The following is a 13,266-nucleotide window of genomic DNA, read 5'->3' as shown; positions in this document are numbered from 1 at the left end:
CCGCCGCCCGGGCTCAATCTTCTTCTTCGGTGGCGACGAGCTTCCAGTTCGGATCGCGCGAGCGCGTGTCGCGGGCGAAGGTCCAGACATCCTTGACCTCGGCGACGGTTTCGGGGTCACCGTCGATGACGGCGCCGGCCTTGTCGCGGGTCGCCGAAATCAGTTCGCTGACGATGCGCAGCGTGATGTGCGCCTCGCCGCCCTTCATCTCGGCGGCGACGATATCGGCCTTGTCGATGCCGACGAAGGAGGACTGGATCTTCTCCGCCTTCGCCTCGCGCTCGCCGATCGCGGCGACGAAGCCGTCAAAGACCTCGCGCGAGAGAAGGTTCTTGAGCGTCTTGCGGTCGCCATCGGCGTAGGCCATGACGATCATCTCGTAAGCCATCTTGGCGCCATCGACGAAGCCCTTGGGGTCGAAGGACGGATCGTTGTCCTTGATCGTCCTCAGACCCTTGTTGAGATCGGTGTCGGGCTTGGCGAAGGCGTCGATCTCGGCATAGGCGTCGACGGCCGGCTCCCCAGGCGCCCGCTTGCGCGGCAGCGACACGACATTCTCGGCCTTCTGGCCGGCATCCTGCTCGCGGGTGCGGCTTGCCGAATAGGGGTCGAAGGGCGGGCGCTCGCTGCCCGTGCGACGGCCCAGCACGTTGCGCAGCTGGAAAAAGATCACAACCGCCGCAATCAGAAAGAAAATCGTGCCGAAGTCGAAGAATCCCATATCTTCCGCCAATTCGATCCCTGTCCTGGCCGGACCGCCGGCCAGCATCGGGCCGCGGTCGCATAGCGTTCAACACTCAAAGCATATAGAACGCTAGGCGCAATCATTCAAATCAAAGGCAGGCATACCTATCTAACGGGTCCGGTGCCAGCGGCGATTGCACGCTGGCCGGGAAAACATGGAAACGATCGGCCAAGAATTGCGTATTTCACTGCTCCCCTTGTTCGTCCTGGCGCTGCCGCTTCTGGAAATCGCCGGCTTCGTCGTCGTCGGCCGCCAGGTCGGCGCGCTGGCGACAGTCGGCCTGGTGCTGGCCTCCTCGATTGCCGGCAGCCTGTTGCTGCGACACCAGGGTTTCGGCGTGATGGCGCGGGTGCGGGCGGAAATGGATGCCGGGCGCGATCCGAGCAGCCAGCTCGCGCATGGCGCGATGATCGTGCTGGCGGCGATCCTCTTGATCATCCCCGGCTTCATCACCGACATCCTCGCCATCCTGCTGCTGTTGCCGCCGGTGCGGGACCTCGCCTGGCGGATGCTGAAAAGCCGCATCGTGCTGGCGACCAGCTTCAGCGCCGGCTTCCAGGCGCGGCCGCGCGGCAAGACGATCGATCTCGACGACAGCGACTATACGCGCGGCGACGATTACACGCGCGGCCCCGACCACAATTCGCCCTGGCGCCGCCTCAAGGACGACTAGGCAATTTCCGGTCAAGTGTCTCAAGGTTGGCCGTCAGGAATCTGCGGCGGAGATCGGTCGCAACTGTGATCCCGCGCGGAGGCGGCAAACCTTGTCTTGTCATGCCGACCATGGTAGCGAACCCCCGGTTTCAATCCGGTCAGCAAGGCTGCCCAGGCAAAAGGACAAAGGCTCATGGCCAGCAAAGACGACGCGCCGACCGGCGCCGCCAACGGCAACGGCAACGCGCAGCCGACACTCAACGTACTCGCCCAATATGTGAAGGACCTGTCCTTCGAGAGCCCCGGCGCGCCGAATTCGCTGCGCGGCCGCGACAAGGCTCCCGGCATCGCCATCAATGTCAACGTCAACGCCAATCCGCTCTCGGACAAGCAGTTCGACGTCAACCTGACGCTGAACGCCAAGGCCTCCTTCGACCAGGAAGTGCTGTTCAACGTCGAGCTGGTCTATGGCGGTGTCTTCGCTATCAGCGGCTTCCCGCAGGAACACATGCTGCCGATCCTGTTCATCGAATGCCCGCGGCTGCTGTTCCCGTTCGCCCGCCAGATCATCGCCGAAGCCACCCGCAATGGCGGCTTCCCGCCGCTGATGCTCGACCCGATCGACTTCGCGCAGATGTTCCAGCAGAAGCTGGCCGAGGACCAGGCGGCGGCCAAGGTCCAGGTGAGCTGATCCGCTCTTTATTTGGTATCGAAAAGCCCGGCCTCGCGCCGGGCTTTTTGCATGAGATGCCGGCGGGACGGTGTTAGTTCTGTGCCGCCCCGGGTTCGGCTTCCACCTTCAGCCATAGCGCCTTTTCGCCGAGCGTGCGCACCAGGCCGGCATGCGCGGCGCGCTCGGCCTCGGTGAGACGCGGCGGCAAGGCGATCGGCCGGGCGCCGATGGAGATGTCGATGTCGGCCACCTCGCCGGCGCCGTTCATCTGCACCGCCACCGCATCGAGGATCAGCGCCGCCTGCTTGCCGCCGATGAGCTCGATATAGACCTCGGCCAGCAATTCGGAATCGAGCAGCGCGCCGTGCTTGGTGCGGTGACCATTGTCGATGCCGTAGCGGCGGCAGAGCGCGTCCAGCGAGTTTGGGCCCATCGGGTGCTTGCGGCGCGCCAGCGCCAGCGTGTCGACGACGCGGCCGACATCGATGGCGGGATGGCCGAGCCGGCCGAATTCCAGATTGAGGAAGCCGATGTCGAAATTGGCGTTGTGGGCGATCAGCTTGGCGCCGTCGGTGAAGGCCAGCCACTCCTCGGCGATTTCCGAAAAGATCGGCTTCCCGACCAGGTCGGCGGCGCTGATGCCATGCACGGCCTGCGCCTCGGCATGAACCGCCCGTCCCTGCGGGTTGATGAATCTGTGGAAGGTGCGGCCGGTCGGGAAGCGGTTGACCAGCTCGACGCCGCCGAGCTCGATGATGCGGTCTTCGCGCATGTCGAGGCCGGTGGTTTCCGTATCGAAAATGATCTCGCGCATCGAATCAGTCCACTCTGAACGAGCAGAATCATCCAACGGAACAAAATGGCAATGGGGACTGCTGACAGCAGGCGTCAGGAAGCGTCCTTGCCCGACTTATCCCCCGCCAATTCGGCGATGATGGCCGCGACCGCGGCGCGCGCGGCGTCAAAGCCCTGGCCGGTGTCGACGATGAAATCGGCCTGGCGCCGCTTGTCGGCGTCGGGCACCTGCTTGGCGAGGATCGCCGCCAGCTTCGCCTCGCTCATGCCGGGACGCGCCAGCACGCGCGCGCGCTGCACCTCGGCCGGGGCGGTGACGACCACGACCTTGTCGACGCGGTCGCGGCCGCCGGTCTCGAACAGCAAGGGAATGTCGAGCACGGCGAGCGGCGCGCCAGCGGCGCGGTGCCTGGCAAGGAAAGCGTCGGCATCGGCGCGGACCAGCGGATGGATGATCGCTTCCAGTCGCTTCAGCGCGACGGCGTCGCCGAGCACCCGGGCGCCGAGCCTGGCGCGGTCGACGACACCCGCATCTGTGGTGCCGGGAAAGGCGGCCTCGACCAGCGGCGCGGCCTTGCCGGCATAGAGGCGATGCACCGTCTCGTCGGAATCGTGCACCGGCACGCCGGCCTCGGCAAACATCTTCGCCGTCGTCGACTTGCCCATGCCGATCGATCCGGTGAGGCCAAGCACGATCATATCCGGCGCCTCATCAATGGGCTTCGATGTCGGCAATGATCATCCGCCTGAGCTCGGCGGTGACCTCGGGCCGCGTGCCGAACCAGCGTTCGAAACCGGGCACCGCCTGATGCAGCAGCATGCCGAGCCCATCGACCGTCCACAGGCCGCGCCCACGGGCGGCGGCGAGCAGCGGCGTCTCCAGCGGCACATAGACGATGTCGGTGACGATGGCATGGTCCGGCAGGCCGGCCGGATCGGCGGACAGTCCTTCATTGCCATGCATACCAAGTGCCGTCGTGTTGACGAGCAGGCCGGCATCGGCGAGCAGGTCGCCGACAGCGTCGGCGCGATGCGCGGAAACGCCGGCGCCGAAGCGATGGCTGAGCTCCTCGGCCCGCGCCAGCGTGCGGTTAACGATGCGGATGTCGCCGACGCCGCGCTCTTTCAGCGCATGGATGACGGCGCGCGACGCGCCGCCGGCGCCAAGCACCACGGCCGGGCCATTCGCTGCCCAGCCCGGCGCGTAGTCGTCGAGATTGGCGGCAAAGCCGTGGGCGTCGGTGTTGCCGCCCCACAATTTCCCGTCCTCGAACCAAAGCGTGTTGACGGCGCCGATCGCTTCCGCCGCCTCGTCGCGGCGCTCGACCAGCGCGAAGGCCGCCTCCTTGTGCGGGATGGTGACATTGCCGCCCTGGAAACCGTTGTCCCGCAGCCCGTTGAGGAAGGCGGCGAAATCGTCGGGGGCGACATCGATGGCCCGGTAGCTGCCGTCGATGCCGTATCTGGCCAGCCAGTGGCCATGGATTTTCGGCGAGCGCGAATGCGCGATCGGGTGGCCGGTGACGAAGGCCCTCTTCTCAGCCATCGATCGCCCCCAGCGCGCGCAATTCGTTCAGCACCGACAACAGCGGCAGGCCGACGATGGTGAAATAATCGCCTTCGATTCTTTCGAAGAGCTGGATGCCTTCGCCCTCGATCTGGTAGGCGCCGACGCTCGACAATGCCCTGGCGCCGACGCGCGCCAGATGCCGGCCGATGAAGGCAGGGTCGAGCTTGCGCATGGTGAGGCTGGCGACACCGACATGCCGCCACAGCACCTCGCCGTCGCGGGCAAGCACGGCGGCGCTGTTGAGCTGATGGGTCTTGCCGGATAGCGCGAGCAGATGGCGGCGCGCGCCTTCCATGTCGGCCGGCTTGTGGAACACCTCGTCGCCGAGCGACAGCGTCTGGTCGCAGCCGAGCACCAGCGCGCCCGGCCGGCGTTCGCTGACGTCGGTGGCCTTGGCCTCGGCAAGCACCAGCGCGACGTCCTCCGGCGACACGCCGCTATCCTTGAGCGGCGCCTCGAGCGCGCGCTCGTCGACCTCGGCCGGCACCGCCTCGATCTCGACGCCGGCATTGACCAGCATCGCCTTGCGGAACGGACTGCCGGAGGCAAGGATGATTTTCTCGGTCATTTTGTGCTCGGACGCGGACAGGGGACGGTTGGTGTATGCAAAGCCTTGCTATCGTAGAGTTGGCGCCGCCCCTCATTGTCCTGCCGGACATTTCTCCCCGTATAGAGACGGGGAGAAAGGGCCAGCTTCAGCGCAGGCGCTCTTTCCAGCAGCGCTGGCGATTGGCGAAACCATAGACACCAGCGCCCCTCTCCCCGTCCCTATACGGGGAGAGGATGCCGGCAGGCAGGTGAGGGGCGGCGCCGACCTCCGCCAAGGTGACTCGCAAAACTAGTTTCTTTGCTCCTCTATCTCGACTTCCCTCGCAGGGCAACGATCGCCGCCGCCGTTTCCTCGATCGAACGGCGGGAGACATCGATCATCGGCCAGCCATGCCTTGTGCAGATCTGGCGGGCGTAGGCGAGCTCCTCGTTGATCGCGGCGCGGTCGACATAGTCGGACGGCACATAGGTGCTGGTGTTGCCGAGGATGCGGTTCTGGCGAACATGCGAGATGCGCTCGGCGGTGGCGACCAGGCCGACGATCAATGGCGTCCTGGCGTTGACCAGGCTTTCCGGCACCGGCACGCCGAGCACGATCGGGATGTTGGCGGTCTTGATGCCGCGGTTGGCGAGATAGATGCTGGTCGGCGTCTTGGAGGTGCGCGAGATGCCGATCAGCACGATGTCGGCATCGTCCATGTTGGCGGGTAGCTGTCCGTCATCGTGCTCCATGGTGAAGTTCAGCGCATCGATGCGGCGGAAATATTCGGCGTCGAGGACGTGCTGGGCGCCGACACGGCGGCCGGCCGGGGTGCCGAGATAGGACTGGAAGACGGCAAGCACCGGCTCGAGCACCGAGACGCAAGGCAGGCCCATCGCCGCGCAACGCTCGTCGATGCCGCGGGCGAGCTTCTGGTCGACGACGGTGTAGAGGATGATGCCGGGTTCTTCCTCGATATCCTCGAACACCTTGGCCACCTGCTTTTCGGTGCGGATCAGCGGGTAGATGTGCTCGATGGCGCGCGCATCCTTGTATTGCGCGGAGGCGGCGCGGCCGGCCGCCAGCAGCGTCTCGCCGGTGGCGTCGGAAATCAGGTGCAGGTGAAAGAAGCTCTGGGGTTTGTTCACAGGCGCGGGTTCCAGGCTGTGGGTAGTTGTGGACAAGATCGGACAAAGACGCGATGGCGGCGAGAGCGACTGTATCAGATGGTGGGTTGTCCACAATTCGCCCTGCTGTAGGCTTTGTCGGGGCGCTGGGGACAAAACTGGGGATCAACTTTTCTTGGCCGATTTCATCCACAGCCCGAAGTTTGGAAGCGAAAGGCCAAGCTGTTGACTCGTAAGGGGAATTCCGGTTCTTCCCCAGAACCCTCCAAATCGCGATCGGGACCGCGCGACAATATGCTGACTGGCCTTTTCGGGCGGCAGGCTGGACAGGTCGCAACCACCACAACCAACAGACTCTTAGAATCAGAAGACTCTTTTAAAATAGATATTTGATTTAAGAGGACCCTCGAGAGGCGACGCTGAATGCCTGGAAAACGGATCATGCTGGACGTTTTGAGGGGCGAGCCTGTCTTTCCCCCGCCCATCTGGATGATGCGCCAGGCCGGCCGCTATCTGCCGGAGTATAGAGAGACCCGGAAGCGCGCCGGCTCCTTCCTCGATCTCTGCTACGATCCGGACCTTGCGGTGGAAGTGACGCTGCAGCCGATCGCGCGCTTCGGCTTCGATGCCTCGATCCTGTTCTCAGATATCCTTGTGGTGCCCAACGCGCTCGGCCGAGACGTCCGCTTCGAGGAGGGCCGCGGGCCGATGCTGACGCCGATCTCGGCTTCGGAGATTGCGGGCCTCACTGGCGATTTGTTTCACGTGAATCTCGAACCGGTCTACGAGACCGTCCGCCGGCTGCGCGCCAAACTGCCTGACGAGACGACGCTGATCGGCTTCTGCGGCGCGCCGTGGACGGTGGCGACCTATATGATTGCCGGCCAGGGCACGCCGGACCAGGCGCCGGCGCGGCTTTTCGCCTATCGCGAGCCGGAGGCCTTCGCACGGCTGTTGAAAGTGCTGGCCGATCATTCGGCCGCTTATCTCATCCGCCAGATCGAAGCCGGCGCCGATGTGGTGCAGATCTTCGATTCCTGGTCCGGTGTTTTGGACGAGCCTTCCTTCCAGGCTTTCTGCGTCGAGCCGGTGGCCGAGATCGCGAGGCAAGTGAAGGCGGTCCACCCTGATGTTCCGGTCATCGGTTTTCCGAAAGGCGCCGGCGAGCGCTATCGCGACTATCGCTCCAAGACCGGCATCACCGGGCTTGGCCTCGACTGGACGGTGCCGCTCTCGATGGCGAAGGAATTGCAGCTTGGCGGCGCCGTGCAGGGCAATCTCGATCCGCTTCGGTTGGTGGCCGGCGGCAAGGCGCTGGCCGACGGCGTGGACGCGATCCTGAGGAGGCTGGGCGGCGGGCCGCTGATCTTCAACCTCGGACACGGCATCACGCCGGAGACGCCGATCGCGCATGTCGAGGCGATGGTGAAACAGGTGCGGAGCGCGACGCGCTGATGGCTGACAATACCAACAGCACCGGCCAGGCGATGAAGCGCATGGTGATTGGCATCGCCGCTCTGGTCGTCGCGACCGCGCTGCTTTACTTCGTGGCGTCCGACGGCTTCTACCTGTGGGCCAAGGCCATCCATGTCATCGCCGTCATCTCGTGGATGGCCGGCATGCTCTATCTGCCCCGGCTCTTCGTCTATCATGCCGATGCCGAGAAGGGATCGGCGCAGTCGGAAACCTTCAAGGTTATGGAGCGCCGGCTGCTCAGAGCCATCATCAATCCGGCGATGATCGCGACCTGGGTGTTCGGGCTCTGGCTGGCATGGAAGGGCTTTGCTTTCCATGGCGGCTGGCTGCACGCCAAGATAGCGCTGGTCCTCGTTTTGTCGGGGCTGCATGGCTATCTCGCCGGGGCGGTGCGCAAATTCGCCGAGGACAAGAATGAAAAGCCGGCGCGCCACTGGCGGATCGTCAATGAGATCCCCACATTGCTGCTGATCGTCATCGTCATCCTGGTCGTCGTGAAGCCGTTCTGAAGCTTCCCGCGACGGCGCAAAAGGCGGCTTGCTCTTTCAGACGAGCGACGATAAAAGACGGGTCTTCCTTCCCGTCATGCGCCGCCCCATTTTTTCGCTTTCGGCCGCGCCCGGCATTTGTCGCATCCAGCCGATTTTTCTCCCCAAAGCCTACCCAGAGTCCATCTAATGCAAGAAATGAAACTTACTGAGTTCAAGAACAAGAAGCCGCCAGAGCTGATCGCTTATGCCGAATCGCTCGAGGTGGAGAACGCCAGCGTCATGCGCAAGCAGGAGCTGATGTTCGCGATCCTGAAGAAGCTCGCCGCCCAGGACATCGAGATCATCGGCGACGGCGTCGTCGAGGTGCTGCAGGACGGCTTCGGCTTCCTGCGCTCGGCCAATGCCAACTACCTGCCAGGTCCCGACGATATCTACATCTCGCCCTCGCAGATTCGCCGCTTTTCGCTGAAGACCGGCGACACCGTCGAAGGACCGATCCGCAGCCCGAAAGAGGGCGAGCGCTATTTCGCGCTGCTCAAGGTCAACACCATCAATTTCGACGATCCCGAAAAGATCCGGCACAAGATCCACTTCGACAATCTGACGCCGCTCTATCCAACCAAGCGGCTGAAGATGGAGGTCGACAATTCGACCTCGAAGGACATCTCGCCGCGCGTCATCGACCTGGTGGCGCCGATCGGCAAAGGCCAGCGCGCGCTGATCAACGCGCAGCCGCGCACCGGTAAGACGGTGCTGATGCAGAACATCGCCCACTCGATCACCGCCAACCATCCGGAATGCTATCTGATCGTGCTTCTGATCGACGAGCGGCCGGAAGAAGTGACCGACATGCAGCGCTCGGTGAAGGGCGAGGTGATCTCCTCGACCTTCGACGAGCCGGCCGCCCGCCACGTCCAGGTCGCCGAAATGGTGATCGAGAAGGCGAAGCGCCTGGTCGAGCATGGCCGCGACGTCGTCATCCTGCTCGATTCGATCACCCGCCTCGGCCGCGCCTACAACACCGTCGTGCCGTCATCCGGCAAGGTGCTGACCGGCGGTGTCGACGCCAACGCGCTGCAGCGCCCGAAGCGCTTCTTCGGCGCCGCCCGCAACATCGAGGAAGGCGGCTCGCTGACCATCATCGCCACCGCGCTGATCGATACCGGCAGCCGCATGGACGAAGTCATCTTCGAAGAGTTCAAGGGCACCGGCAACTGCGAAATCCAGCTCGACCGCAAGGTGGCCGACAAGCGCATCTACCCGGCCATGGACATCCTCAAGTCCGGCACCCGCAAGGAAGACCTGCTGGTGCCGCGCGCGGACCTGCAGAAGATCTTTGTGCTGCGCCGCATCCTGGCGCCGATGGGAACGACCGACGCGATCGAGTTCCTCATCGACAAGCTCAAGCAGACCAAGACCAACGCCGACTTCTTCGATTCGATGAATACGTGATTGGGCTATCCTCCCCCTTGTGGGGAGGGTCGGTCCGCATAGCGGGGGGAACTCCCTTCGCCTTCGTCAGGAAATCTGTCTCGATCGCTGGCAGCCAATCGCAGGAGTTGGCGCGGCCCCTCATTGCCCTGCCGGGCATTTCTCCCCGTAAACGGGGAGAAAGAGGCTGGCCGCGACGCCGGCGCTTTTCTTGCAAGGTCGGTGGTTAGCGAAGCCAGTGTCGACAGCCCCTTCTCCCCGTTCGCGGGGAGAAGATGGCGGCAGCCAGATGAGGGGCAGCGCCAGCGCTTGAAACTGTGAGCCAGCTGAAAAACGCTTCGTAGGCCGCTTCCGACTACCCTCGCCGCAGCAGCCTCTCCAACTCTCCCGCATCCGTCACCACCGGCAGGCAAGCCTGCCCGGTGCACAGCCAGGCGCCCGGCTTTTCGGTGGGTGGCACCACCCCACCCGGCAAGGTCGGTCGATTCGCTTCCGTACCGACCGGCACGACAATATCCACCCGGCGCGGGTCGGGATTCCGATTCGCAACCGGAACGAGGCTTGGCCTCTCTGGATGGTCGATCAGCACAAGTTTCAGGGGCTCGAGAGCCAGCGCGCAGGCATTGACGATGCCGGCCTGGCCATAGGCCTGTTGGGCGGCGCGGCCCATGGCGTGCTCGGCGGTCGTCCAGGCTTTTTCCTGAAGATCGAGACCGCCGGTGACCGACGCCAGCCGCACCAGCGCCTCGATGATCTGGGCGGTGGCGGACGGGATCGCTTCGTCGACGTCGCCGCGGATGCGGATCGGGACATCGGCGCTGTCGGAGGCCGTCAGATAGTAGCCGGTCTGGTCGGCATCCTGGTGCCAATGGTCGAGTTGCCCGATGAAATGCCTGGCGCGATCGACATAGGCCGTTTCGCCGGTGGCCTCGAACAGTGCGACGGCGGCGTTCGTCATGGCGGCATAGTCGCTCGACAGCGCCGGGAACAGTTTCCTGGCGCCGAGCATTGAGTGCGGCAGGCGGCCGTCATGGCTCGCTTCGACGATGTGGGCGAAGGCCCGCGCTGCGGCCTCGATCCAGTCGGGCCGCTGCAGGGCACGGCCGGCTTCGGCAAGCGCGGCGATCATCAGGCCGTTCCAGTCGGTCAGCGCCTTGCCGTCGCGGCCGGGCCTGACGCGCCGTTCCCTGGCGGCCAGGAGCTTCTGCTTCAACGGCACCAGCAAGGCATGGTCGACGATGCTTTGCTTTTGCTGGTCGGCGGTTTGGCGGATGATCGGCTTGCCTTCCCAACCATGTGGGGCGACTAGGTCGAAGTATTCGAAAAACGAGGCGGAATCCTCGCCAAGCACGGCTTCGACCTCGGCTCGGTTCCAGGTGTAGAACAGCCCCTCCTCGCCGTCGCTGTCGGCATCGAGGCTGGCGGCGAAGCCGCCGCCGTCGACCAGCATCTCGCGCAGTAGCCAGGCGACCGTGTCTTCGATTCGTATCCGGAACAAATCATTGCCGGTGGCGGCAAAGGCCCAATTGCACATGCGCAGGAGCTGGGCGTTGTCGTAGAGCATCTTCTCGAAATGCGGCACCAGCCATTCGGCGTCGGTGGAATAGCGGCTCAATCCCCCGCCGACATGATCATAAATGCCGCCGGCCAGCATCTTCTCGAGGCTGAGCAGCACGGCATCGCGGTGCGAAGCGGCGCGGTCGCGCAACCAGGACAGCCAGAGCGAATGCATGAACGGCGCGTTGGGGAATTTCGGCGCGCCGCGCAGGCCGCCGAGATCGCGGTCGATCATGCCGTCGATACGGCCGGCCAGATCGCCGAGCGTGTCGCGGTCGAGCACGGCCTTGCCATGGCTTCCCGCCAGCCGCGCCTCGACATGGCTGGTCAGGCCGTCGGCGCTCTGGCCGAGGCTTTCCTGCTTCTCCCGCCATGCCTTGTCGACCGCCTCCATCACCTGGATGAAGCCTGGCCGGCCGTAGCGGGCCTCGCGCGGAAAATAGGTGCCGCCCCAGAATGGCTTGCCGTCCGGCGTCAGGAACATGGTCAGCGGCCAGCCGCCCTGCTCGCCCATCGCATGCAGCGCCGCCATATAGATCTGGTCGATGTCGGGCCGCTCCTCGCGATCGACCTTGATATTGACGAACAGCCGGTTCATGACGGCGGCCACGGCGTCGTTCTCGAAGCTTTCATGCGCCATGACATGGCACCAGTGGCAAGCGGCGTAGCCGATCGAGAGCAGGATCGGGCGTCCGCGCTCCCTGGCTTCGGCGAGCGCCGCCGGCGACCAGCCGCGCCAATGCACCGGATTGTCGCTGTGCTGCTGGAGATAGGGGCTGGCTTCTTCGGCCAGCAGGTTTTGCGCGGGCAAGGTCACGACGGCAAGCTCGGTTAACAGAGTTGCGCGGGAAGCTAGGGCGGTTCGGTAGAGCGGGCAAATGATTTTGAGCGATTCGATTGTTGCCTTGTCCAGCGGCCGCTTGCCGGCCGGCATCGCGGTCATCCGCATTTCCGGCCCCAAGACTCGATTCGTGGTCGAAACGATCGCCGGCGGCATGGTCAAGGAGCGCGCCGCCGCCTATCGCAAGCTCATCGCGACGGACGGATCGGTGATTGACCACGGCGTCGTTCTCTTCTTCCCCGGACCGGGCAGCTTCACCGGAGAGGACGTCGCCGAGTTCCAGGTGCATGGCGGCCGCGCCGTGGCGGCGAAGATGCTGGAGACCATCGCCGGTTTTGAAGGTGTCAGGCATGCGGAGCCCGGCGAATTCACGCGCCGCGCCTTTCTCAACGGCAGGCTCGACCTGGTCGAGACCGAAGCACTGGCCGATCTCGTCAATGCCGAGACCGAGGCGCAGCGGCGTTTTGCCGTGCGCAATGCCGAGGGGGCGCAGAGCGAGCTATACGCCGAATGGCGGCGGCGGCTGATCCATGCGCGGGCGATGATCGAGGCGGAGATCGACTTTGCCGAAGAGGATGACGTGCCGGGATCCGTTTCGGACGCGGTCTGGTCGGATGTGCGGGCTTTGATCGGCGAGATCGATCGCCACGTCGACGGGTTCCGAGCCGCCGAGATCATCCGCGACGGATTTGAGGTCGTCATCCTCGGCGCGCCGAATGCCGGGAAATCCAGCCTTTTCAATGCGTTGGCCAAGCGGGAGGCGGCGATCGTGACGGACGAGCCGGGCACGACGCGCGATCTGCTCGAAGTGGTGCTGGACCTCGAAGGGATGCGAGTCCGGGTCACCGATACGGCCGGCCTGCGCGCGGCGCCCGGCAAGGTGGAGGCGATCGGCATCGAGAAGGCGCGCGCCAAGGCGGGCGGCGCCGACCTTCTGCTGCTGCTGGAGGATATGGCGTTGCCCGTCGATCCTGGCGCGGTGCCGTCCGATGCGCCGCTGCTGAGGATCGGGGCAAAGGCGGACCTGGTTGCGGGTGAACTGCTTGTTGATCGCGCGAAACTCTATGACGTGGTGATCTCGATCAGGACTGGCACCGGGCTGTCCGATCTGCTGGCGGAGGTCGGCCGTCGCGCCGCAGCTTCTGTTGGCGAGATCGGCGACGTGCTGCCGTCGCGCTTGCGCCATGTCGAATTGCTCAAGGATGCAAATGATCACCTGCGAACGGCGCTGGCCGGGCACGAGCGAGGCCAGGAGTTGCGCGCCGAAGAGCTTCGCCTGGCCTCGGACCGACTCGGACGAATCACCGGCGCGGTCGATGTGGAAGACATGCTCGACGTCATCTTTTCGCAGTTCTGCATCGGTAAATGACTCACGTG

The 13,266-nt window shown here is 64.6% G+C and carries 13 protein-coding genes; 6 read left to right on the top strand and 7 right to left on the bottom strand.

Annotation, left to right across the window (positions count from 1 at the left end):
- Positions 1-13: 13 nt before the first annotated feature.
- Positions 14-721, bottom strand: a complete 708-nt coding sequence (locus tag EN857_RS29645) for a Tim44/TimA family putative adaptor protein (RefSeq protein WP_135859492.1) — start codon at positions 719-721, stop codon at positions 14-16.
- A 199-nt stretch (positions 722-920) separates the two neighbouring features.
- On the opposite strand from EN857_RS29645, the gene EN857_RS29640 reads away from it, so the two are divergent.
- Positions 921-1,418 carry an FxsA family protein gene (locus EN857_RS29640; protein WP_135859553.1) on the top strand — a complete coding sequence of 166 codons (498 nt, stop codon included), beginning with the start codon at positions 921-923 and terminating at the stop codon, positions 1,416-1,418.
- A 174-nt stretch (positions 1,419-1,592) separates the two neighbouring features.
- Entirely contained in the window at positions 1,593-2,090 is a 498-nt protein-coding gene (secB, locus tag EN857_RS29635; RefSeq protein WP_126057318.1) for a protein-export chaperone SecB, read from the top strand.
- Positions 2,091-2,163: 73 nt separating this feature from the next.
- Here the strand turns inward: secB and dnaQ are convergent, their stop codons facing one another.
- The 5 genes from dnaQ to EN857_RS29605 all read right to left on the bottom strand — a co-directional run bounded on the left by dnaQ (position 2,164) and on the right by EN857_RS29605 (position 6,114).
- Complete coding sequence (gene dnaQ / locus EN857_RS29630; RefSeq protein WP_135859491.1) at positions 2,164-2,886, bottom strand: DNA polymerase III subunit epsilon; 723 nt, start codon at positions 2,884-2,886, stop codon at positions 2,164-2,166.
- Positions 2,887-2,960: 74 nt separating this feature from the next.
- Positions 2,961-3,566 carry a dephospho-CoA kinase gene (gene coaE / locus EN857_RS29625; RefSeq protein WP_127390996.1) on the bottom strand — a complete coding sequence of 202 codons (606 nt, stop codon included), beginning with the start codon at positions 3,564-3,566 and terminating at the stop codon, positions 2,961-2,963.
- A gap of 13 nt (positions 3,567-3,579) precedes the next feature.
- Positions 3,580-4,413 (bottom strand): shikimate dehydrogenase, encoded by an 834-nt coding sequence (locus EN857_RS29620; RefSeq protein WP_127390997.1) that lies wholly within the window; start codon positions 4,411-4,413, stop codon positions 3,580-3,582.
- Positions 4,406-5,005 carry a Maf-like protein gene (locus tag EN857_RS29615; protein WP_135859490.1) on the bottom strand — a complete coding sequence of 200 codons (600 nt, stop codon included), beginning with the start codon at positions 5,003-5,005 and terminating at the stop codon, positions 4,406-4,408. Before EN857_RS29615 ends, EN857_RS29620 begins: the two co-directional genes overlap by 8 nt.
- Before the next feature lie 287 nt (positions 5,006-5,292).
- Positions 5,293-6,114 (bottom strand): pyruvate, water dikinase regulatory protein, encoded by an 822-nt coding sequence (locus tag EN857_RS29605; protein WP_127390999.1) that lies wholly within the window; start codon positions 6,112-6,114, stop codon positions 5,293-5,295.
- 402 nt (positions 6,115-6,516) lie between these two features.
- Here EN857_RS29605 and hemE point away from each other — a divergent pair, with 402 nt between their 5' ends.
- The 3 genes from hemE to rho all read left to right on the top strand — a co-directional run bounded on the left by hemE (position 6,517) and on the right by rho (position 9,512).
- Positions 6,517-7,548 (top strand): uroporphyrinogen decarboxylase, encoded by a 1,032-nt coding sequence (gene hemE, locus EN857_RS29600; protein ID WP_127391000.1) that lies wholly within the window; start codon positions 6,517-6,519, stop codon positions 7,546-7,548.
- Positions 7,548-8,078, top strand: a complete 531-nt coding sequence (gene hemJ / locus EN857_RS29595) for a protoporphyrinogen oxidase HemJ (RefSeq protein ID WP_126057325.1) — start codon at positions 7,548-7,550, stop codon at positions 8,076-8,078. The genes hemE and hemJ overlap by 1 nt, the downstream gene beginning before the upstream one ends.
- Before the next feature lie 168 nt (positions 8,079-8,246).
- Positions 8,247-9,512, top strand: a complete 1,266-nt coding sequence (gene rho, locus EN857_RS29590) for a transcription termination factor Rho (RefSeq protein ID WP_127284079.1) — start codon at positions 8,247-8,249, stop codon at positions 9,510-9,512.
- Between the two features lie 334 nt (positions 9,513-9,846).
- On the opposite strand, the gene EN857_RS29585 is transcribed toward rho, so the two are convergent.
- Entirely contained in the window at positions 9,847-11,865 is a 2,019-nt protein-coding gene (locus tag EN857_RS29585; protein WP_135859489.1) for a thioredoxin domain-containing protein, read from the bottom strand.
- A 61-nt stretch (positions 11,866-11,926) separates the two neighbouring features.
- On the opposite strand from EN857_RS29585, the gene mnmE reads away from it, so the two are divergent.
- Entirely contained in the window at positions 11,927-13,258 is a 1,332-nt protein-coding gene (gene mnmE, locus EN857_RS29580; protein ID WP_135859488.1) for a tRNA uridine-5-carboxymethylaminomethyl(34) synthesis GTPase MnmE, read from the top strand.
- The last annotated feature ends 8 nt before the right edge of the window (positions 13,259-13,266 follow it).

This window comes from Mesorhizobium sp. M4B.F.Ca.ET.214.01.1.1, assembly GCF_004791545.1.
In the GTDB taxonomy this organism is placed as follows: domain Bacteria; phylum Pseudomonadota; class Alphaproteobacteria; order Rhizobiales; family Rhizobiaceae; genus Mesorhizobium; species Mesorhizobium abyssinicae.
Note: the sequence above shows the minus strand (reverse complement) of the source record. Positions and strands in the feature narration are given on the sequence as shown.

Coding starts and splice junctions, on each gene's coding strand:
- secB (WP_126057318.1), top strand. CDS start 1,593: ATGGCCAGCAAAGACGACGCGCCGACCGGCGCCGCCAACGGCAACGGC.
- mnmE (WP_135859488.1), top strand. CDS start 11,927: ATGATTTTGAGCGATTCGATTGTTGCCTTGTCCAGCGGCCGCTTGCCG.
- EN857_RS29615 (WP_135859490.1), bottom strand. CDS start 5,005: ATGACCGAGAAAATCATCCTTGCCTCCGGCAGTCCGTTCCGCAAGGCG.
- EN857_RS29645 (WP_135859492.1), bottom strand. CDS start 721: ATGGGATTCTTCGACTTCGGCACGATTTTCTTTCTGATTGCGGCGGTT.
- hemJ (WP_126057325.1), top strand. CDS start 7,548: ATGGCTGACAATACCAACAGCACCGGCCAGGCGATGAAGCGCATGGTG.
- dnaQ (WP_135859491.1), bottom strand. CDS start 2,886: ATGCGCGAGATCATTTTCGATACGGAAACCACCGGCCTCGACATGCGC.
- rho (WP_127284079.1), top strand. CDS start 8,247: ATGCAAGAAATGAAACTTACTGAGTTCAAGAACAAGAAGCCGCCAGAG.
- coaE (WP_127390996.1), bottom strand. CDS start 3,566: ATGATCGTGCTTGGCCTCACCGGATCGATCGGCATGGGCAAGTCGACG.
- EN857_RS29620 (WP_127390997.1), bottom strand. CDS start 4,413: ATGGCTGAGAAGAGGGCCTTCGTCACCGGCCACCCGATCGCGCATTCG.
- hemE (WP_127391000.1), top strand. CDS start 6,517: ATGCCTGGAAAACGGATCATGCTGGACGTTTTGAGGGGCGAGCCTGTC.